The 15,982-nt window shown below is 38.4% G+C and carries 11 protein-coding genes; 3 read left to right on the top strand and 8 right to left on the bottom strand.

Features of this window, described 5'->3' with window-relative positions; all coding sequences use genetic code 11:
* Positions 1–305: 305 nt before the first annotated feature.
* From I8748_RS03835 to I8748_RS03810, 6 genes are all read right to left on the bottom strand, one after another.
* The gene (locus I8748_RS03835) at positions 306–3,935 is read right to left on the bottom strand and encodes a hybrid sensor histidine kinase/response regulator (protein WP_198123348.1); all 3,630 of its coding nucleotides are present in this window, start codon (positions 3,933–3,935) and stop codon (positions 306–308) included.
* Between the two features lie 52 nt (positions 3,936–3,987).
* Positions 3,988–4,356, bottom strand: coding sequence for a four helix bundle protein (locus I8748_RS03830; protein WP_198123347.1), 369 nt, complete (start codon positions 4,354–4,356; stop codon positions 3,988–3,990).
* Between the two features lie 161 nt (positions 4,357–4,517).
* On the bottom strand, positions 4,518–7,826 hold the full coding sequence (locus I8748_RS03825; RefSeq protein ID WP_198123346.1) for a GAF domain-containing protein: 3,309 nt from the start codon (positions 7,824–7,826) through the stop codon (positions 4,518–4,520).
* A gap of 206 nt (positions 7,827–8,032) precedes the next feature.
* Positions 8,033–8,506 (bottom strand): chemotaxis protein CheW, encoded by a 474-nt coding sequence (locus I8748_RS03820; RefSeq protein WP_198123458.1) that lies wholly within the window; start codon positions 8,504–8,506, stop codon positions 8,033–8,035.
* 78 nt (positions 8,507–8,584) lie between these two features.
* The gene (locus I8748_RS03815; RefSeq protein ID WP_198123345.1) at positions 8,585–8,947 is read right to left on the bottom strand and encodes a response regulator transcription factor; all 363 of its coding nucleotides are present in this window, start codon (positions 8,945–8,947) and stop codon (positions 8,585–8,587) included.
* 508 nt (positions 8,948–9,455) lie between these two features.
* A complete protein-coding gene (locus I8748_RS03810; protein ID WP_198123344.1) occupies positions 9,456–10,664 on the bottom strand; it encodes a response regulator in 1,209 nt (402 codons plus the stop codon).
* Between the two features lie 1,414 nt (positions 10,665–12,078).
* Between I8748_RS03810 and I8748_RS03805 the strand changes: the two genes are divergently transcribed.
* Together I8748_RS03805 and I8748_RS03800 are read left to right on the top strand one after the other, a co-directional pair.
* The gene (locus I8748_RS03805; RefSeq protein ID WP_198123343.1) at positions 12,079–13,059 is read left to right on the top strand and encodes an aldo/keto reductase; all 981 of its coding nucleotides are present in this window, start codon (positions 12,079–12,081) and stop codon (positions 13,057–13,059) included.
* Positions 13,060–13,203: 144 nt separating this feature from the next.
* Entirely contained in the window at positions 13,204–13,878 is a 675-nt protein-coding gene (locus I8748_RS03800; protein ID WP_225896301.1) for a hypothetical protein, read from the top strand.
* A gap of 47 nt (positions 13,879–13,925) precedes the next feature.
* Here the strand turns inward: I8748_RS03800 and I8748_RS03795 are convergent, their stop codons facing one another.
* Together I8748_RS03795 and I8748_RS03790 are read right to left on the bottom strand one after the other, a co-directional pair.
* On the bottom strand, positions 13,926–14,636 hold the full coding sequence (locus I8748_RS03795) for a P-loop NTPase family protein (RefSeq protein ID WP_198123342.1): 711 nt from the start codon (positions 14,634–14,636) through the stop codon (positions 13,926–13,928).
* A gap of 11 nt (positions 14,637–14,647) precedes the next feature.
* Entirely contained in the window at positions 14,648–15,187 is a 540-nt protein-coding gene (locus I8748_RS03790; RefSeq protein ID WP_198123341.1) for a hypothetical protein, read from the bottom strand.
* Positions 15,188–15,641: 454 nt separating this feature from the next.
* Here I8748_RS03790 and I8748_RS34475 point away from each other — a divergent pair, with 454 nt between their 5' ends.
* A complete protein-coding gene (locus I8748_RS34475) occupies positions 15,642–15,785 on the top strand; it encodes a hypothetical protein (RefSeq protein WP_214662414.1) in 144 nt (47 codons plus the stop codon).
* Positions 15,786–15,982 lie beyond the last annotated feature (197 nt).

The raw sequence follows: 15,982 nt of genomic DNA, 5'->3' as shown, positions 1-15,982 counted from the left end.
ATTTATTTAAAACAGTCAAAAGGCAGATGTAATTAATTGCTAATCAATTTAAATTATGAAATACAAAACAAAGGGCGTCACAACTTAAGGGTGCAGCTGCCCCAAAGAGCAACCTATATGAACACAGAGTAAAAATCATGATTTTTACTCTGTATTTTATTTACATAGCAATTCGCTTTGATTTCTGAACTTACTTGTGTAGACAGAGTGTGTGAAGCTACAGAATCATACAGCCGTTTTCACTTAGGTACAACAGAGATTTTCCCCTACTTCCTACTGCCAATTTTCTATAACAGGTTTAATGATTAATAATTCATCACTAAAGTAGTTAGATTCTTCACATCTTGATTAACTAACGTTTCGATAGTCGAAAGAAACTCATGCTCTAAATAAGGTTTAGTTAAGTAAGCATGTGCGCCTAATTCTTGTGCAAGTTGGCGATGTTTATTAGCACTGCGCGAAGTGAGAATCACTACAGGCATTTTGATAAAATTGGGGTTTTGACGGAGATTACCTAATAACTCAAAACCATTCATTCGTGGCATCTCTAAGTCGGAAATTACCACTTGAATTTCAGGATGACGTTGCAACTGTTCTAAAGCTTCTACACCATTTTGTGCTTGTATGACTTGATAGCCAGATTTTTGCAAGGTGAGAGAGAGGGTTTGTCGCAAACTAATTGCGTCATCTACTATCAACACTACTTTTGGTGTAGACTGAATTGGTTGTTTTTCTATATTATCTGTGGAAGTAGAGGCAGTAAGTAGCGGTATGGATGCAGTAGTAGACCCCGACATCTGCAAGGTATTTTTATTAGCAGAATAAGCAGTTGGTAGTGCTGATATATCAAGAGTTGCTTGCTTCTCATTAGACTCCAGCAGTAGCGCACCATCAATCACTAAAATCAGGTTACCGTTGGCTAAACTACTACAACCATAAATATATTTTGGGGGAGCGATCGCATTTCCTAAAGGTCTAATTACTAATTCTTGTTCACCAATTATTTGGTCGATTTCTAAACCAAACATTCCTTGATTTCGCCGCAGCAAAAGCACAGGATTGTTCATATCTTGTGGTTCATGAGTAATTGGTGTACTAGATAAAGCCGCACTATGAGAAAACGAACCTTTATAATACATCAGGTCTGAAAGTTGATGTAGGCTGACCATAGCTTCATCTTGGTCTGTATTCCAATGCAAGACTTTTTTACCTTCAAACTCTTTGATTTGCTGAGATGAGGGGATCAATATTTTTTCTATACTATCCAAAAGTAAAGCATAAACAACACCCCCCGCTTGGACTAACATTAATTTATCTGTGGTCATAGAAAAAGGAATTTTAAGTACAAAGGTTGTGCCTCGGTTGGGCAAAAATTGAACTGAAACTGAGCCGTTAAGTGCTTGCAACTGTGAACGCACAATATCTAAACCTATACCACGTCCCGAAATTTCGCTCACCTTATCAACAGTAGTAAATCCGGGCGAGAACATTAAATCTAATAGTTCAGCGTCAGTCAGATTAGCAGCATAGTTTCTAGCTTTATCTTCACTTTGGATAGGATAAAGTTCAAGAGCTTTCCTGCGAATTTTTTCTAAATTTAATCCTTGTCCATCATCACAAACTTCAATAATAGTTTGACTTCCTTGATGATAGGCACGAATTTCGATTAATCCTTGTTCTGATTTGCCATTTTGCTGACGAACTTGTGGAGATTCAATACCATGATCGAAAGCGTTACGTACTAGGTGCAATAAGGGTTCATAAAGCTTTTCAGCTATGGCTTTATCTACTAGTACTTCTGTGCCAGTGAGTTTTAGTTCTACAAGTTTATTATAAATATTTGCCAACTTTTTCAGCATTTGGGGAAAGCGATTCAAGATATTACCTAATGGCAACATTCTTGCTTCTACTAAATTATCTATAATGCTAAAAGCTAAATTCTGTTTTGTATTACTAATATGAATAGCTTGCTTAAGGAGTAAGTCAAGAGACTCTGTGGTTTCATGTATTTGTAGTGTTTCTTCGATGCTTTCGTGTAAAATTAAATTGAATTCTGTATATACATCCATTTCTAGAGAGTCAAATTTAACACTAGCAAAATTTTGTGTAGATTGGGATGTAAAAGTTTGTCTCTGTAATGGTAAAGCACGTAATTGATTTAAAGTTTCTTGATGTTTGGCTAGTCGCTGCAATAATTGCTCAATTATTTCTTGAATTTGTTCATCATGTAAAGTCCGTCGCTTTTGATGAATTAGCAATTCTCCTGCTAAATAATTGATGTGTTGTAGACCTTCTGTCTCTACACGAATAAACGAACTTTGCCGATAATTTTTACTTTTAGTAGGTTGATATTTATCTTCTATTGGTTCATTATTTTTGATAGCTGAAACAGTAATATTCGCAATTTGTTGTTCATTAGCAACCCAAGGTTCAACTATTTCTAAGGAGTTATCAATTTTCACTTCGTCTTGAAGCTGGTTAGTTTCGACTTCATCAGTAATATGTTGATGTGTTTCACCTCCCCAGATTGCCTCTAACAAACTATCGTCCAAAGATGAGACAGGAGTCGAGATTGTTTTCAAAAATAACAGTTTTTGTAACTTGGGGTTGTCAAGCCAATTTTTCTCTTTAGCAGTTACAAGAGGATATTTTTTATACTCTTTTGCTAATTGACTAATTCTATTTTGCAGTGTTTTTATCAAAACAAGATTGTTGTCATTTTTATTGACAGAATATTGGAATTTGATAACAGCAAGTAGAATGATTAAAATCATACCTTGTTGATACAAACAAAGATTATAGTTATCTTGTTCATCTCGAACGAAATCAAGAAATTTGTTTAACCAATTTTGAATATAACTAAATGAAGCCTCTTCATTTTTGTTTGAAATAAGTATAGCCAATACCAGTTCTGACTCTGGTATTTCCATTTCATGATTAAACCAACCTAAAATATACTGAATTACTTTTAAATACAACTTAGCAGTTGTTGGTTTAATCTGCTCATTTTTAGTGTTTCCAGATAAAGTTAAAAAATCGTAAAATTCTTCTCCAATGCTCACAGATGTAGGAGATGTAGGATTGATATTTGTGCTGTCTGCTGTAGTAGACGAATCATCATGTGATTCTACAGATAACTTATCCTTTACCACTCCTGCGAGTTTTTGTAAAGCTGGAGAAGGAGTTCCACCAGAAGCGCGATCGCCTGCTAATACTTGTTTTTGTGCTTGCTGTAAATCTGCAAAAGCAACTTCTGCAATTTGGTATACCTGGTCAGGATTTACTTGCAGTCCTGTGATCATTGTTTGGGCAATTTCTCCTAATCCTGGTAAATTTAAAGATTCTGCCAGACCAAGAAAAACCTCAGCTTGCGAAACTAAACAATTTCTGAAATCAGTTTTATCTGGAGGATTGCTAATGGCTTTTGCAAGACTTTCTAATCGTTGCTGTACTCCTACTTCAAATATAGATTGCACAATATCAAAACCCAATTCTTCAGAAGTGGGGATATGATTGTCATTACCAAAAGCATCTCCCAGTTTTTCTTGTAATTCTGCAAAAACTGAAGTTGCACGACGAATAATTTCTTCATCATTAACAGTACTTCCTGTTAATTCTTTAGTGAGTGCTAAATTCAAACATTCATAAGCTTGTAGTAAGAGTGTTTGTAATTCAGCGTCAACTACTATTTCTGGGCTATATAGTGCCTTAAATACATCTTCTAAAGAATGGGCTATCATCTTAATTGTTTCTAGTCCAACGTTAGCAGCCCCACCTTTTATTGTATGAGTTGCCCGCATGAGATTATGTACTTTAGCAATGCTATATTCTTCCAACAAACTAAACAGTTCTTGTTCGATATTTTGTACTAGTTCTGGTGCTTCTGCTAGAAAATAGAGATAACCTTGTTCACGAATTTCTGTGTCTGTAATCATAAAAAGGGAGTGGGGAGTTAGGAGTTGGAAGTTAGGAGTGAGGAGTTGGAAGTTAGGAGTGAGGAGTTACTGAATTTATTGATTTTTCAGTTGTCTTTACTATTGAACTTAAAATCCTAATGATTTCATCTGCATAAGCGAGTTCATTTGTTAAATCAATATTTACTAGCCGAGAATGTTGTAACAACCTTAGCCAATATTTAGTTTCCTTAGCTTCTTTATATGCAATATACATTTTTGCCAAGAAATCCTTTCTACTTTGACCCCCGCTAGCTTCTTCGACATTTGCACCAATACTTGTCCCACTTCTGAGTAACTGCTTAGAAAGCACATATTCTCGCTGATCTTGCAGTCTTATATATAGGTTAATAACTTCCAAAGCAAATTGAAAACTTTTTTTTTGAATAATACTTTCTGCCATTTACTCTCCTACTGTTTACAACTGAAACCTCACATTACAATTAGGTAAAGAGTAAGCAAAGCATTACTCACTTGATGCATAAAGCCAAGATTTATCCAATGAATGCTTTGACTATACAACTTTTAACTCCTAACTAATAACTCCTAACTCCTAACTTTTTTTCAGTTGACTTTAAACTTACTCGCAGTTGTTAACAAATCTTGCGCCATTCCTGATAAATCTTGGAAGACACTAGCAATTTGTTGAGATTCAGCAAAGGTCTTGTCAGCAATTTCTGCTACCTCTTTCATTGATGTTGTCACCGTTACCGATTGCCCCATTTGTTGATAGGTGGCTGCGGTAATTTGTTGGATTAATTGACTAATTTCGGCAGTTGCAGAAACGATCGCATTCAAGTTTTGGCGGGTTTCGCTGACTAGGCTTGTACCTTCTACTACTTGCTGAATACCTATTTCCATTGCTACTGCCACTTCTCCGGTTTCTGCTTGAATCTCCTGGACTAATTTTTCAATTTCGATGGTTGCTGCTGCTGACTGGCGAGACAAAGAACGCACTTCATCAGCAACAACTGCAAAGCCTTTGCCATATTCACCTGCACGGGTGGCTTCAATGGCGGCGTTCAAAGCCAGTACGTTTGTCTGTGTAGCAAAATTACTGATCAAATTCACCACTTTGGAGATTTTTTGTGAAGATTCGCTGAGGCGTTTAATCTTTTTGCTGGTTTGGGCGACGGTTTCACGAATCGCTTGGATGGCTTGGACAGTCAGGTTCATGGCGGTATCGCCAGACACTACAGTTTGATTGGCTTGTTGCACTGCTGCTTGCACCAACTCGGCGTTAGCCACCACAGCTTGAGTGGAGTCTACCATCTGTTGAATCTCACCCAAGGCTTGAGTAATATCATCAGACTGTTGTTTTGCCAAATTGGTCAGTGCTGCAAGTGAAGTATCACTGTTACCAGAGGTTTGGGCAACTTTTTGGGCGGCTGCTTGCACTTGGATGACGATTTGTCGTAGCGCTTGCAAGGTATTATTGTAGGCATCGGCGATGGTGCCTAGTTCGTCTTCTGTAATTGGCGCACGTACTGTCAAGTCACCGTTAAGGGCAGGTCTGAGGGCTGTGAGAAGTTGAATAGAACGTAGTTGCAGTAACTCCTTGGCGGCTTTTTCCCTGGCTGCGGCTTCTGCTAATTGGGCTGACTGTCCCTGTAGTTGTTGCAGATATTCAATTTGTTGTAATGCTAGTCCCAACTGGTCGCCAATACGTGCTATTAAACTGACTTCCGATTCTTCCCAATGACGAAAAGCTGAATTTTGGTAAGTTGCCAGCAAGCCCCACAATTGTTCTCCAGAAAAGACTGGAACTACCACATAAGATTTAGCTTCAAACTGTTCTAAAATCTCAATGTGGCAGGGAGTCAAATTTGCTTTATAGATGTCATTAACGACGAAGTGATCACCTCTAACATACCGACCTCCTTGATTTTCTTGTAAGTAGGTATCTTCCCAAACAGATTTGAAATCAGGACTGATAATTTTGACCCAATTATTACCTACCGATTCAGATACAAATTGACCACTCCAGTCAGCATTGAAGCGATAAATAGCTACGCGATCGCTTCGTAGTAATTGCCGCACTTCTTGAGTAGTAATTTTGAAGATGTCTTCTATATCCAATGATTGCCGCATCCGGTTGATAATCTTGGTGACAGCTTTTTCTTGTTCGGCTATCTGAAGTAATTGCTTAGATTTCACCCGCACTTGTTCGAGATGTTCTGCTTGTGATAAAGCTATGCCAAATTGCAAACCAATCTGAACTATAAAGTTGATTTCCCAAGCTTGCCATTCACGAAAGTCTGTGTTTTGATAAGCTGCTAGCAAGCCCCATAATTGTTCACCAGTGAATACTGGCACAATCACATGAGATTTAATTTCCAGTTGTTCTAACCTTTCGATATGGCAAGAAGAATAGCCCATTTGATAAATATTATGAGCGACACAGCTATCACCTTTGCTATACCGACCTCCCTCATTTTCTTGTAAGTAGGTATCTGCCCAAACTGTTTTAATATCAGGGGCTACTAATTTGGCCCAATTATTACCTACTGATTCGGCGACAAATTCACCACTCCAATCAGGATTGAAACGAAAAACAGATACGCGATCGCATCGTAATAAATGCCGTACTTCTTGAGTGGTGATTTTGAAGATGTTTTGCACATCTAAGGATTGGCGGATGCGGTTAGCTATTTTGGTAAAAGCTTGTTCTTGCTCAATTATCTGAGTTAATTGCTCAGATTTTTGATCCGCTTTTTCTACATATTCTCTTTGAGAAATCGCCACACCAAATTGTAAGGCAATCTGAGTCACAACCGTTTCTTCCCAAGCTTGCCAATTACGAGGCCCGGAATTTTGATAAACTCCTAATAACCCCCATAATTTTTCTCCAGTAAATATGGGGGCAACAATGTAAGCCTTCATTTCATACTGTTCTAAAATATCAATGTGGCATTGAGCATGACCTGCTTGATAGATATCATTAACCACAAAGCTTTCGCCTTTGGCATAACGTCCTCCTTGGGTTTCTTGTAAGTGGGTATCTTCCCACACCATAAAAAACTCAGGAGTCACCATTTTTACCCAGTTATGACCCACTGATTCAGCGACAAATTGACCACTCCAGTCTGCATTGAAGCGATAAACACCGACGCGATCGCATCGTAGTAATTGCCGGATTTCTTGAGTGGTTGTCTGGAAAATTTTATCAATATTTGCTAAGTGGAGAATTTTGTCAATAACCTTAGCTACTGATTTTTTTGCCAATGTGCGTTTTTGCAGTTCTTGTTGAAATTCAAAAGTCTGCGATTTGTAAGCTAGTTCTGTGGTAAGTTGAGATAGTAAGGTAATTTCCATCTCTTGCCAGTGCCGTGCTACAGAACAATGGTTCACTACCAATAAACCCCAAACTTTACCTTCTATTAAAATTGGTAAACTTAAACTTGATTTGATCTGAAATTTATCCAGCAGTTGTTTTTGGTAAGGCGTGAGTTGTATCTGATTAACATCGTCAATAGCTATTGGTTCTAAATAGTCTTGATTGGTATAGGAACCAAAAACAATTCCCGGAATAGTTTCGCCTTGAATAGGTGTCCAACCAAGGGTTCTAGATTCTACTAAAACAGTACCAGAATCAAAAGAAGTAAATTGATAAATTAAGGCGCGATCGCAAGCAATTTTCTCTCTAACTTGTGCTACAGTCACTTTCAGTAGCGTATCCATCTCCGTAGCTTGGCGCATGTGAGTAGTAATTTCTTGCAACTGCCGCCGCCAAATTTTAAAATCGTGATTAATTGTATTCAAACCAGCAATTTCATCACTTGCAATAGTGGCTATTTTCACGTTATTATCATTCTGATTTAAATCAGTGAATATATCTTGGTTATTTTGGCTGTTATGGTAGGCGATCGTCATTTTCAAAAACCTCAATTTTGATGTTTAATTTATGAATTTTAATTAGACATTACATGACATCTGTAGTTGAAAATTCAATACTCTCTGTACAAGAATGGCTTATCAATTTGTCAACTCACTTTTTGTACCTAAACTAACGATTAAAATCGCGGCTATGTTTGTTTAACCGCGACTTCCAATTGTTCGGGAGGAGTGCAAAATCCTAGTCAATTATGAATAGCCCACATCGGAGATTGGATAATCGCTACTGCATCCAAACTGAACATCATTTCCTCAGCTTGGTTAATAAAATATCCTCGTAAAAAAGGTGACATCTCTGGGTAAAATAACTCACCAGATGGGGATTTGATTTGACTATCATCTAGCCATTCGATATCCATGAATTGACGTACCAAAAGTCCCAAATATTTGCCCTCAATTTCTAAGACAATAGCCATCATTTTTGAAAGCAAATTTACTCCTTGGGAAAATGATGAATAACCAAGCATTTCCTCTGTATCAACTAACCAAAGCATCTCGCCGCGCCAGTTGTATATACCCAAAACACAACTAGGCATCTGCGGAACGGGACATATTTCTGTTAATGATACTGGCACAACTTCTGTAATGTGCTGTAAAGCAATTACTGCTGTATCCCTTACTCCTAAATTAAAACTTAAAAATTTTTCCTTGTTCTCCAACGTTATTTGTCCTTTGAGTACTGCTTGGATTGATACTGCCAAATCATAACTGGTTTGAAAAATTATATTTTCATCGTTTTATTTCAGAAACTGCTTGAGAATTAATACTAATTCTTCTTGATTAATTGGCTTAGAAAGATAACCTTCAGCACCCAACATATTACCCCAAATTTTATCTACATCACTATTTTTAGTTGAACAAAAAACTACAGGTATATTGCTAGTATTAGGGTTGTTTTTCAGTTCTCTGCAAATTTCAAATCCGCTTTTACCTGGCAAAATTACGTCAAGAAATATCAAATCTGGCTTAGTGCTGTCTATTTTGACTTGAGCCTCTTCACTACTTGTGGCGCCAATCACAGAATAACCTGCTTGTTGCAAGTAACGGCTGAGGATTTGCATATCAGTCAAACCATCTTCAACAACTAAAACAGTATTCATGGTAAGTCCCTGTCAAATTCTCCTAAAAGTGAAAATAAAAACTGAAACGTGTATCAAAATTAGATTGATACAAATTTTTGTTTTCATCCAATTTTGATTCATCGTTTCTATATCTGACTCCGAAAAAATACGTAATATTTACATTTTGTCCATCAAAAATTTCAATACAAAAAGGTTTTATCAATCCCATTAATAGTTCAGGCTGAAGTTACAGAACCCAAAGCTGATAAAAATGCTTTTGGGTAAAACTAAACCTAATACTAATTTGGGATTTGAAATTTTGGCTTAAAAACCTTGACTAAAAAGCTTTTCCAGAAATGTGAGATAATACCACTTAACCTAATTTTGTAATAGTGCTATCCTGATGCTCAAAAGTATTTTTTTTAGAGTTCCTCTGTTGAGAGAATAACGAATGCAGCTGGCTCACAAAAACTATGCAGGTAGAAATGAAGTAAAAGCTTATATTTTAAGCTTTTCTTTCTTTTTGCCTTCTGCTTTCTTTGTTGCTTTAATGACAGACTTCTAAAGGAGGCTGAGGTCTGCTTTTAACTTGAGATGGAGTCTGTACAGGTAAATATTTACGTACTACACTCATTACCCTATCTGCTGTTACAGGTTTAGTGAGAAAATCTGTAGAACCGACTACTTTAGCACGGACTCTATCCAATAGACCGTCGTTGCCCGTTAAAATAATCACGGGTGTATTAGCAAAGGCAGAAATTCGTCGCAACTGAGTACAGATTTCGTAACCGCTAGCAACTGGCATGATCAAATCTAAGAAAATTAGATCTGGCTTATCCTGAATGAGAGTTGGTAGAGCTTGTACAGCATCTTGAATTTTGACAAATCTCAGTCCATTTGCGGTAAGAATTTCCTCTAGCATTTTACAGACTTGAGGGCTATCATCCACGCAGGCTACTAGTGGAGCAGTTGATCTTTTCGGTTGTGTGGAGATAGAGTTGTTTTGGTCTTCCGTTATTACCAAGGGTAAATCAGGTACTTCCACTAGTTCAATGATTCCTTTGAGAATATAGGGAAGTAATGAACGGGTAACAGGCAAAACACTCTGCTTCATTTTGACTCCCAAGTCCCGCAGCGTGTGTTTGCCGTTAATCAGAGTGACAAAATTTTTGTAAACACATGGACTAACCTGCTGCTGGAGTTGTTCGGGTCTTCGCAGAACTGGTGCTAAGTCAGGAGCAAAATTTGCTAAGCCAGCTTCCGACCAAGTTGTCCACGAGTCTTGCATATGTTTCATAGACACATCTGCACTCGTGTAACTCATTGGTGTTTCTAAGATCACGTCTTGGTTGCGATCGCAACTTCCATAAACAAAATTCGTTTGCTGAGCTAGGTCAAATAATAGTTCTGCGATCGTGCTTTCCACAATAGCATTAATTTGTTCTCGTTGAATTTTTTGTTTTTTATACAAAATCTCCCACAGGCGATAATCCCAGTGATTAATTGATATGTCTTGCTTGCGTAACTGCATCTTATCCACATCAACCTGGGGGCAATATTGAGCCATATAACGACGCCAACGTCTGAAAGGATGAGTTCCCCCTGTTGCCCAAACAAGTCTTCCCAGGCGATAGTAGAAAGTCCATTGGTGTCCCTTTGAACTTTTAATATTTAACTGGCCGTTATATTGCAGTTGAGTACAAGTTTTAAATTCATCAAGTATATTATTCGATACCATCACTTCCGGGTGGGTCATACTTTGTTCCTTTAATTAAAAAGTAAGTCAGCTCTTCCAAAACCCACACTAGCTATCTAGTCATCTAGCCATCTACAAGCATCTGTGCGATCGCGTTCTACAATATGGTCAGCTAATTTTCATAGCAACCCATTTGTTTTAAATGTGTCGGCGTATAGTTTTTCTGAGTCAGCTTGAAAAGCTCAAAAGAAGTAGAGAGACAACAAAAGCATTACTAATAGAGTAGCGTTCCAATGCAGAATTTCCTCTCAACATACTTTACACCCTCACTAATTTTTCACCTCTCAAATCAGATTGCTACATTCCGAACATTCAGATACTTTCATTAGTGCTATATCATCTTAATCATTCTTGTATTTAATTATATCCGTGTAATTTCTGAATTTTATTTCTATAACATAGGACGTTAAGGATATTTTTGATTCTTTTCTAAACCTTTCCCAAAATTTTATCAATTGTTACAAAAATTATATTTTTTAATAGTCACTATCTTACAGTGTGATTTCTATAGCAAATTTTATCTTTTTTATTTTAAAGAAATCACAAACTTTCTGACCTTTTCTATCGATGTTCTAACTAAAAGGCAGGAGGTGAAACAGTCGTACATCTTAAGCCTGGCATCGATTGCGAGGGGCGTTAGCGGTGAGAAGGTCGCAGTTTTGGACACTCCCAATTATGAGACTACCTCACCAAGGTTCTTGCTAGGGCAGAAGGGAAAAACCTTTTCTTGAGTTGGTTTCCTCAGTTGGCATTTAACAATATTTAATTATGTTCGCCTACTTTATGGCATTTTTATAAGTTAGTTTACACAACACAAATGTATTTTGCATTATGAATTATGTAAATATTTGTCTATAAATCTGCAAAGATTTTGGCAGCGGTGGTCGCTACTGATTTACAGTGACAAATTAAATGATACGATGAGGAATTAATGCCTTTAAGTTAAACATAGCTGATATCAAGCTTGTAGCGTTCATTTAGCAAGCAAGATATAGCCGTTATTAGCTGAGATGGACGCTGACACAAGGAACTCCACAACAGCGCCATATCCAACAGAATTATTTCTTACGGTGTCAACTAACTTCAGAACTGCATACATCAAAAGACCATAGGAGTAATTAGCTGTAATAGCACGGTAGTGACTGAAAAACTAGTAGTTCACCACGCAAATTTTGACTCTTGAAGACCGCTTAAAGGGAAAAGGGTAAAGGGAAAGGAATTAAAACCTTTACCCTTTTCCCCTTACCCAATCCCTGTGCCTGCCAAAAAGATTTTGACAGGCTACTAGAAGTTAAAAATATGAGCTTAGCTAGAGCCAGGAGTAGTTCATGAATAGATAACTTGGTAATAGGGAAAGGGATAATGCTCAAAGAGCTAATTTGATCTGACCAATTACTGACTAGGAGGTTATTTCATGAGAACCAGAAAGCTAGGCAAACAAGGGTTAGAGGTTTCAAGTATCGGACTTGGTTGTATGGGAATGTCTGAGTTCTATAGTGGTCGTGATGAACAGGAGGCGATCGCCACAATTCATCGAGCATTGGAACTTGGAGTTAATTTTCTTGATACTGCTGATATGTATGGGCCCTTTACGAATGAGCAACTAGTAGGTAAAGCCATTAAAGACCGCCGGGATCAAGTAGTATTAGCAACCAAATTTGGCAATGTCCGCACTGAAGATGGTGGTTGGAAAGGAATTAGTGGCAGGCCAGAATATGTCCATCAAGCTTGTGATGCCTCGCTAAAACGCCTGGGAGTAGAAGTGATTGACCTCTACTATCAACATCGTGTAGATCCAACTGTACCCATTGAAGATACTGTAGGGGCAATGGCAGAGTTAGTCAAGCTTGGCAAAGTCCGTTATTTAGGACTTTCCGAAGCTGCTCCTGCCACGATTCGACGAGCTGTGGCAGTTCACCCCATTACTGCATTGCAAACAGAATACTCTCTTTGGAGTCGAGAGCCAGAGGATGAAATTTTACCTACTGTGCGGGAATTAGGAATTGGGTTTGTTGCCTATAGCCCACTAGGAAGAGGATTTTTATCAGGTGCAATCACTAGCCCTGATGATCTTGCACCTGATGACTATCGCAGAAATTCTCCTCGCTTTCAAGGTGAGAATTTCTATAAGAACCTGCAATTAGTAGAGCAAGTCAAGGCGATCGCCACCGAAAAAAAAGTAACTTCCAGCCAATTAGCACTAGCATGGCTTTTGGCTCAAGGAGAAGATATTGTACCCATTCCTGGTACAAAACGCCGCACTTACCTGGAGGAGAATATTGCAGCTACTGAAATTACCCTGACTTCACAAGAGTTGAATCGACTTGAAGCAGTTGCACCAAAAAATGTCGCAGCAGGTGCGCGTTACCCGGATATGAGTACTGTTAACCGTTGATCCATCTGAGTGTTGGAGTATTCAGATTCTGCTGCTCGATGAGCGATCGCTCTTGATTTTCCTCTCAAAATGAAGCTAAGGAGGTAGAGGCGATCGCTTAACATTTAAAATATAGCCGTGGTCACATCTGTTAGGACAATGCTGATGGCTCAAAGCCTTGAAATAACCGGGTTTATACTCAGCACTCAGCACTCAGCACTCAGCACTTTGCTATACTTCTGTGGTCAATCACAACCAGATTGCCTGAGAAAAAAACCTAGATTTAATATGAATGAGAGTTTAGCAGCCACACTAGGAGAGTTACAAGCACAAATATATTGGTTACATGATGCTCTTAAGTTTGCAGAATTGGCATCAGCAGCAGCTACTATATATATGAAACTTGGTTATACTCAACAGCAGGCAGAAACCGCAGGTAACTTAATTAGTCAGGCTTATCAATTCGCTGATGATGCTGCTAATGCTCAAAAAGCAGGTGATCATGATAGAGAAATACAGTTTTATCAGCAAGTAAAAGATAAATTAATTCAAGTAGAAACTACATTAAATTATAAAAATACTATTGCCATACATCAAATGCAGTGGTGGATGCACTTTCGCCACAGACGAAAGATACAAATTTTGCTTCACTTATTTTTACAACATTTGAAAGCAGTGGGATTGATTAACTTATTTACTGCTATTAAACTGACATATTTTCTCATGGAAATAGTCAGAGTTCACAAATCGCGTGACATAGAAACTACTAAAAATAATGCTATCAAATACTGGGCTGAATTATTGAAAATCAAACCGCCACAGTACCCTTATCTTGGTTGAAGTTGGTATAGGCGATCGTCCATACCAACATCCTAACTGCTACTTTTTTACACTCTATTAACCTCTTCATACCAGATGCCGACTGTCTCAAAAGCAGCATAAGCAAGCTTGAGAAAATGTACAACTCGCTGTCTGCCAAGAACCCCAAATTCTTTATATTCTCTGGCTTCCGCAAAGGTCAGGCGGTTTTGGTCAATGATATTTCTCTCTTTATATGACAGTTTCGGAAAATCTATAACCTGAATCCTGTGTTTCTTCAACAGCTTTTGCATCACAGGGTCTGACTCAACATGCTCCCAATCGTCGCATAAGCCGAAATTCTTCACCAGAATATGAAGGATTCTGTCACCATAGCTATTTACTGACTGCACAAATAAATTTAAACTGTCGTATCCTCCTGTGGACACAAACCACTTACAAAAACTCACTCCCTCAGAACTTCCCAGTTCGATTAACTGATTTTTCTCAATCCAGCTTTTGACAGCTCTATGCGATTGAGCAGCCAGATTGACAATTACTGGCTTAGACATAGCCATTTCAAAAATTCTATCTGCTTTATCAGCCTGCCGTTCATCTTCAGTAAACACAGCATACTGACATATTCCCTTATAAACACCAGCGACATCAGGATTAGATCTATCAGTCTCCACAGGTACAAACGGTATTCTTTTATCCAGGCAATACTGAACCATTGTCCGGGTTACGAGAGACTTTCCTACCCCACCTTTTTCACCATCTATTAAATGAATTGTCGGCATAACAGCTACCCCTAGTACTGATTGAAATCATCTAAAATATTTGCTTTCGGCTGAGAAGTTTTTGGATTTCTTCGCCTCACAACTTTGGTAATTTTCTGTTCAGGCTCTATACTATCTGTTGATGACTGCTTCTGTGGGATTTCTATAGTAGATTGACCCACATCTGCATTCAGCTTTTCAACGAATAGAGTTAATTCAGCTTCTGGTGGGGTTGCTAATGATGTTGATAAATCAAGAGCAGCAGAGTCAGCTTGCTTAACTTGTCTTGATTTAGTCCTTGGCTTCTTTATACTTTCTTCCTTCTCAATGTCTGTTAAGTATTGTTTAATTGTGGCTGCCGAAACTTTAACTTCTTGAGCTGCAAGTATTTTAGAAAGGTCTTGATAACTGTAGCCCTTCTTCAGAGCCGATTGCAAATGAGCGCGAAGGAAATAAATACTCTCTCGCAGTGTTAATTCTTCTTTAGGTTTCTCTTCTAACTTTTCTAGTTCTGCTATGGAAGCTTGAAGTTTCTCAATAGGAATCTTTTGTCCAGACTTTGTGCGTGCCATTTGTGCCGCTGAATTAGCTCAAAATCTCATTCATCCTATCATCACATACAAGTATCATTTGTCAGTTGTCAGTTGTCAGTTGTCAGTTGTGAGGCAGTGCGTTGGGGAGACAGCGCTGTGGGCGGCTTTGCCGACTTGAAGCGACTGTCGTCGGCTTTGCCGACTTGAAGCAACTGCCGTTAGCGCAGCGTTAGCGACGCAGGAGCGTCACCCGAAGGGTCAGTTGCTATTTCTCCCTCATCCCCCTCATCTCCCTCATCTCTACTCCCCACTCCCCATTCCCTAATAACCAGAAATCAAGACAATTGAGCGATTTTGGTGGAACTGTCGGTAGGAAATCTCCGGAATTAGAATTACTAAAGTTGAAATAAATAATAGAAGAACTGATCAGCCTCAAAGATATAAGCGTAAATCCTGACAAATCCTGTTTGAAATTACTTAAATTGTGAGTGCGATGTCTACGCAGTTAACACCATCAAATCTGCAAACGAGCGATCGCACCAGACAAGACTATTGGAAGCATGAGAGTAAAAGTTTACTACAATGCCCCTGTAATATTACAGTTGCAATTTATTCTCCCCTGCTGTCTAAACGATAATCTCCAGGCAAAAAAGGAGTAGGACTACTCTTTTTCTGCTCAAACAAGCAAACTTAAAATAGAAGGTGATGCAACATGCAAAGTTGGATACGTTGCTCAAGAACTTTCTGTGCAGGTATGGTGTTGATCGTGGCAGCTTTAGTCTCTTGTTTGCCACCAACGGCGGCTGACCATAACTCTGCTACAGCCAGTGCAGC

Origin of the sequence: Amazonocrinis nigriterrae CENA67 (genome assembly GCF_016056305.1) — a bacterium.
Lineage (GTDB): Bacteria > Cyanobacteriota > Cyanobacteriia > Cyanobacteriales > Nostocaceae > Amazonocrinis > Amazonocrinis nigriterrae.
This window is presented reverse-complemented; position numbering and strand designations above follow the sequence as displayed.

Bases quoted from the DNA above. Each gene is read 5' to 3' on its own strand.
- I8748_RS03800 (WP_225896301.1), top strand. From the start codon at position 13,204: ATGGCTCAAAGCCTTGAAATAACCGGGTTTATACTCAGCACTCAGCAC.
- I8748_RS03810 (WP_198123344.1), bottom strand. From the start codon at position 10,664: ATGACCCACCCGGAAGTGATGGTATCGAATAATATACTTGATGAATTT.
- I8748_RS03805 (WP_198123343.1), top strand. From the start codon at position 12,079: ATGAGAACCAGAAAGCTAGGCAAACAAGGGTTAGAGGTTTCAAGTATC.
- I8748_RS03815 (WP_198123345.1), bottom strand. From the start codon at position 8,947: ATGAATACTGTTTTAGTTGTTGAAGATGGTTTGACTGATATGCAAATC.
- I8748_RS03825 (WP_198123346.1), bottom strand. From the start codon at position 7,826: ATGACGATCGCCTACCATAACAGCCAAAATAACCAAGATATATTCACT.
- I8748_RS03790 (WP_198123341.1), bottom strand. From the start codon at position 15,187: ATGGCACGCACAAAGTCTGGACAAAAGATTCCTATTGAGAAACTTCAA.
- I8748_RS03835 (WP_198123348.1), bottom strand. From the start codon at position 3,935: ATGATTACAGACACAGAAATTCGTGAACAAGGTTATCTCTATTTTCTA.
- I8748_RS03830 (WP_198123347.1), bottom strand. From the start codon at position 4,356: ATGGCAGAAAGTATTATTCAAAAAAAAAGTTTTCAATTTGCTTTGGAA.
- I8748_RS34475 (WP_214662414.1), top strand. From the start codon at position 15,642: ATGTCTACGCAGTTAACACCATCAAATCTGCAAACGAGCGATCGCACC.
- I8748_RS03795 (WP_198123342.1), bottom strand. From the start codon at position 14,636: ATGCCGACAATTCATTTAATAGATGGTGAAAAAGGTGGGGTAGGAAAG.